This is a genomic window from Achromobacter maghribensis, from assembly GCF_057334215.1.
Window position 1 is genome coordinate 16,125 of sequence record NZ_JBHFII010000063.1, and the last position, 5,429, is coordinate 21,553.

A 5,429-nucleotide genomic window follows, 5' to 3' on the forward strand; every position below is an offset into this window, starting at 1 on the left:
ATGGCGCGGATCTGATAGATTTCCATGGCCGCAAGTTTAGGCCGCCAGCAGCCGGATCTGGCTGGGTTCCAATCCGATCGACACCGGTGCGCCGGCGGGGAAGGGGGACAGCCCCGCCAGATGCGATTGGTCTGCCGTCAGGCGCTGTTCGCCGATCAGCACCTGGTAGCGCGTGAACTCGCCCAGGAATTCGCTGCTTTCGACAATACCCGGCAGCCAGACATAGCGCGCGTCGCCCAGGCCGTCGGCCATTTCGATCTGCACCGTGTGGGGCCGGAAGCTGGCTGCCAGCCGCGGCGCCGCCGGCGCTTCGGCGGTCAGCGGCAAATGTAGGTCGCCGATGCCCTCCACCGCCAGCACCACGCTGCCGCTGGTGCGTTCGCGCACGTCGCCTTCCAGCACGTTCATCGTGCCCACGAAATTGGCCACGAAACGGTTCACCGGATAGTCGAACAGGGTACTGGGCGCACCGATCTGTTGCACCACGCCGTGGTCCAGCACCGCCATCCGATCGGCCGTGGTCATCGCTTCTTCCTGGTCGTGGGTGACGAAGATGGTGGTGATGCCCAGCCGGCGCTGCAGGCTCAGCAAGTCCTGGCGCATCTGCACGCGCAGCTTCTTGTCCAGGTTGGACAGCGGTTCGTCCAGCAGCAGAACCTGGGGCTCGATGACAATGGTGCGGGCCAGCGCAACACGTTGCTGTTGACCGCCCGACAACTGATTGGGACGGCGCTTGCCGTACTGCGACAAGCCCACGAGTTCCAGCGCCGCCTCCACCTTGGCGCGAATCTCCGCCTTTGGCAGTTTGCGCTCCACCAGGCCGAAAGCCACGTTGTCCCACACGGTCATGTGCGGCCACAGCGCGTAGTTCTGGAACACCATGCCGATGTTGCGGTCCCAGGGGGGCGTGCCGCTGATGTCCTTGCCGTCCACCAGCAGTTGTCCCGCGCTATGTCGGTTGAAGCCGGCGATCAACCGCAGCAGCGTGGACTTGCCCGACCCCGACGGCCCCAGCAAGGCAAAGAACTCGCCGGGCTCGATGTTGATGTTCACATCCTTCAGCACTTCCGTCTTGCCGTAAGACAGGCGGATGTTGCGGCATTCGACACTGACCTTCTTCATGCGGATTCCCCTTCATTGCGTGCCGGACGCTGGCGCGACTGCGCGCGCTCCACCAGCAAGTGCGATACATACGTGCCGATGGCCACCGCGGCCACCGCCAGCACGCCCAGCGCGGCGCCCGGACCCCGGCCGGCCGCGCTTTGCATATACAGATAGATGCCGTAGCTCATGGGCGCCTGGCTGTCTTTGGTGACGAGCATGATGGTGGCCGACAGCTCCACCGCCGCGGTCACGAAGCTTGTGACGAAGCCCGCCAGCATGCCGCCTGCCATCAACGGCACCACCACGCGCCGTATCGTGCTCATGCGGGTGGCGCCCAGCGACTGCGCCGCCTCTTCCAGCGAGACGTTGATCTGCTGCAGCGACGCCACGCAGGAACGCAGCGCGTAGGGCAGCCGCCGGACCGAATACGCGATCATGATGATGATCCACGACGAGGTCAGCAAGGTGCCGGTGCCGGGCAGTTCGATGCCGCGGAATGTGCGCAGGAAGCCGATGGCCAGCACGATGCCGGGGATCGCCAGCGCCGCAGAGGCCATGAAATCCAGCCACTGGCGCGCCGGCAGTCGGGTACGCAGCATCAGATAGGCAATGGCGGTGCCCAGGATCACATCCACGCCCGCGGCCAGGCCGCAATAGAGCAGGGTGTTCGCGATCATGCCCTGCGATTCGGAGAACACCGCCGAGTAATGCGCCAGCGTGTAGCCGTCGGGCAGTGGCGCGAAGCTCCAGACGCTGGCAAGCGACAGCAGGAGCACGCCCATGTGCGGCGACAGCACCAGCAGCAGCACCAGGATGATCCATCCGTAAGCCAGCACGCTTTCCATCGGTCCCAGCTTGCGCTTCTGGATGCTGTTGCCGCCCTTTTGCAGCGTGGAATAGTCGCGGCCCTTGAGGACGCGCGCGGACAGCCACAGCGCCAGGATCGAGAACGCGATCATGATCACGCTGATCACGTAGCCCAGCGGATCTTCCAGCCCTACCTGGGTGATGCGCAGATAGGCTTGCGGGGCCAGCATGTTGGTCGTGCCCAGCACCAGCGGCGTGCCCAGGTCATCGAACACCTTCACGAACACCAGCGACGTGCCGGCCACGTAACCCGGCAGCGCCAGCGGGAAGATCACGCGGCGGAACAGCCGAAACCCGCGCGAGCCCAGGTTGAAGGCCGCTTCTTCCATGGCGCCGTCGATGTTGCGCAGCGCCACCACCAGGTTCATCAGAATGAACGGGAAGTAGTGCAGCGCTTCCACGAAAATGACGCCGTTCAAGCCTTCCATGAACGGGATCGTGAATCCGAACCAGTCGTTCAACAACAGGTTGACGCTGCCCGAGCGGCCGAAGATCAACTGCATCGCGACCGCGCCCACGAAGGGCGGCATGATCAACGGCAGCACGCCCAGCGTCTGGATGATCAGCGCGCCCCGGAACTCGAAGCGCACCGTGAAGTAGGCCAGGGGCACGGCGATCAAGGACGCCAGCAGCGCCGACCAGCCCGCCACGTACAGGCTGTTGAAGAACGCTTCCTTCATCAGCGGCTGGTTGAAGAACGCGCCGAAGTGGCCCATCGTGAGGCTGCCGTCAGCGTTCACGAAGGCACTGTAGAACACCGTGCCCACGGGCACGGCCAGGAAAAGCAGCAAAAAGCCGAATACCAGCAGCGCCGTCAATACGGGGCCGGCGGGCAGGCGTGAGTGGCCCGAAGAATTCATCGAGATTCCCGAAATCGTTGCCAGGGACCGCGGCGGGGCGGGCAGGAACGGTCCCGTCCGCCCCGCGCGCGTGGTGCGGGTTACAGCGCCGCGGCCTGTTTAGCCAGCTTGACGGCTTCTTCGTAGTTGGCCTTGGACTTGCCGTTCCATTCGCCTTCCAGCTGGGTGATCTGCTGGTTCACGGCGGCGTCCTTTTTGTTGCCCGCGAAGATCGCCAGGAAGGCGGGGTCGGCGGCTTGCTTGCCGTCCACCAGCGGGGCCCAGGTCAGTTTGCGCGCCTGGGCCAGCAGCTCGGCGGCGCGGCCGCTCTTGGCTTTGTCGCCCAGCTTGGCCTCGGCGTCGTAGATGGCCTTGGTAGCGGCCTGCAGTTCCTTCAGCCGAAACGTGACGGTCTGGTCGTACAGCGATTGCACGACGTAGTAGCGCGTCTGCGACAGGTCGGCGTTGAACTGCACCTTGCTGCGCTTTGCGATCTCGGCCGGGTCCGGGTAGCCTGCCGGAATCTTGCCGGCCAGCGCCGAATACGGCAGCACGGGCAGCCGCGAGATCTTCGGCTCAAGCAGCAGTTCCTGGCCCGCCTGGCTGAGCGTGAAGGCGATGAACTTCTTGCCTTCCTCGGTGTTCTTCGCACCCGAGATCAACGCGATGTTGGCCGGCACGATGGCGGTTTCGGAGGGGTAGACGAACTCCACCGGGAACTTGGAATACTTGCTGGACAGGCCGAAGAAATCGATGACCGGACCGGCGCCGAACTGGCCGTTGTTCACCCCGTCCGGCACGCCGAACGAGCGCTCGGTGACGGCGCTGCTGTTGCCGGACATGCGCAGCAAGGTGCTCCAGCCTTCATCCCAGCCTTCGCCCTGCAGGATGGTTTCGACCGTCAGGTGCATCGTGCCCGAGCGCGACGGCGATGTGATGCCGACGTGGCCGAACCACTTCGGCGACAGCAGGTCTTTCCATTCCACCGGCGCGGGGATCTTGTGCGCCGCGATATAGCGCGTGTTGTAGACGATGCCGTAGCCCGCCAGCGCCTGCCCCAGGTACATGCCGCCCGGGTCATTGATGGGGTAGTTGCCGATCTTGTCCGGCACGTCTTTGTTCGCCACGTCCGATGACTTGGCCAGCAGCTTGTCGCGGCCCAGCACCTCGAACGCGTCGGGCGCGCTGGCCCAGAACACTTCGGGACGTTGGCCCGCCGGGGTTTCACGCACGTAGGCGATGCCCGACACCGTATTCTTGTTCAGGATTTCCAGCGTGATGCCCGGGTTGGCCTTCTCGAAGGCGCTCTTGTAAGCCTGAGTCAGGTCTTTGGGGAACGACGTGATCACCGTGACGGTGCCGGCCAGGGCGGGCGCCGCGCAGGCGGCCAACAGCGCGCCTGCAAGGGCTGTGCGCATTGCATGCATGGTTTGTCTCCGTGGTTTTAGATTTGTTCGGAGACAGTAATGTTTGCCCTGCTACGCGTCCAATCAGAAATTTTGATACGCGCTATCAGTGCGGGCGCCTTGATGCGGGTGCCTCGATGCCGGCGTTCCGATGCCGGCGCCCGTCGCCGATGCTATGCGGTCGTGGAGATGCCGCTGCTCTTCGCGGCGCGGGCCTGCTGCGACATCACCTGGGCGATCTGCCCTTGGATCTGCACGGCTTGGGCGTTCAGCGCCAGGAGCTGCTGCGCCTTCATTTCGTCGGACATCCCGCTGGCCTTGACCTTGGCGATCTGGTCCATGACCCGCTTCAATTGCTTCTGCAGCGCCTTGATCTGGCGGGTGTATTCATCGTCGTTGTCCGTTTCTTCGCTGGCGCTCGCCTCGCCGACCTTCAGGCCCCCCGCGCTGCCGAGGCGGATCTTGCCGTCCGGGCTGAGCGTACTGGCTTCGCCGTCGGCCGGCTTGGCCTCCTTGTTGGCCTGGATCCGCTCGGCCCACAGGTCGGCCAGCGGGTTGTTCCGAGAGATGCCATTGATGGGCGTGGTCGCCATGTTTGCTCCTGCTGCCAGGTTGGATTTGGGGGTTTCCACTAATACGGCATTCTGGCGGCGAACTTAAACGTTGCCGCCCCTTCGCGGCCCCATTTACACTGGCGCCCGCTCATACCCAACACCTATTTTGGGAAACCCATGTCCAATTCCTACTTTCCGCGCTGGCGCCTGGCGGACGACGCCGAGCCGGGCGTCATCATCGCGCCCGATGAACGGTTGTCGTGGCCCAAGAACATCGCCATGGGCGCGCAGCACGTGGTGGCCATGTTCGGTTCCACCGTGCTGGCGCCGCTGCTGATGGGTTTCGACCCTAATGTCGCCATCCTGATGTCCGGCATCGGCACCCTGATCTTCTTTCTGTTCGTCGGCGGCCGGGTGCCCAGCTACCTGGGTTCCAGCTTTGCCTTCATCGGCGGGGTGATCGCGGTCACCGGCTACGCCGGCGGCGGCGCCAACGCCAATATCGGTGTCGCCCTGGGCGCCATCATCGCCTGCGGCCTGGCCTATACGTTGATTGGCGTCATCGTGTGGATCGTCAATGCGCGCGCCGGAGGCGGCGCCAATTGGATCGACGCGTTGATGCCGCCGGTCGTGACCGGCGCGGTCGTGGGGGGGGGGGG

5 protein-coding genes are annotated in these 5,429 nt (G+C 64.6%); 1 reads left to right on the forward strand and 4 read right to left on the reverse strand.

Annotated features, from left to right (window positions below):
* Window positions 1–36: 36 nt before the first annotated feature.
* The 4 genes from ACE039_RS29390 to ACE039_RS29405 form a co-directional block, all read right to left on the reverse strand.
* Window positions 37–1,122 carry an ABC transporter ATP-binding protein gene (locus tag ACE039_RS29390; protein ID WP_105559882.1) on the reverse strand — a complete coding sequence of 362 codons (1,086 nt, stop codon included), beginning with the start codon at window positions 1,120–1,122 and terminating at the stop codon, window positions 37–39.
* Window positions 1,119–2,831, reverse strand: a complete 1,713-nt coding sequence (locus tag ACE039_RS29395; RefSeq protein ID WP_105559883.1) for an ABC transporter permease — start codon at window positions 2,829–2,831, stop codon at window positions 1,119–1,121. Before ACE039_RS29395 ends, ACE039_RS29390 begins: the two co-directional genes overlap by 4 nt.
* A gap of 80 nt (window positions 2,832–2,911) precedes the next feature.
* Complete coding sequence (locus tag ACE039_RS29400; protein WP_485824106.1) at window positions 2,912–4,237, reverse strand: ABC transporter substrate-binding protein; 1,326 nt, start codon at window positions 4,235–4,237, stop codon at window positions 2,912–2,914.
* A gap of 152 nt (window positions 4,238–4,389) precedes the next feature.
* Window positions 4,390–4,809 (reverse strand): FlxA-like family protein, encoded by a 420-nt coding sequence (locus tag ACE039_RS29405; protein WP_313456965.1) that lies wholly within the window; start codon window positions 4,807–4,809, stop codon window positions 4,390–4,392.
* A 138-nt stretch (window positions 4,810–4,947) separates the two neighbouring features.
* On the opposite strand from ACE039_RS29405, the gene ACE039_RS29410 reads away from it, so the two are divergent.
* Window positions 4,948–5,429: solute carrier family 23 protein (locus ACE039_RS29410; protein ID WP_485824107.1), on the forward strand; the 482-nt coding region annotated here is incomplete at its 3' end.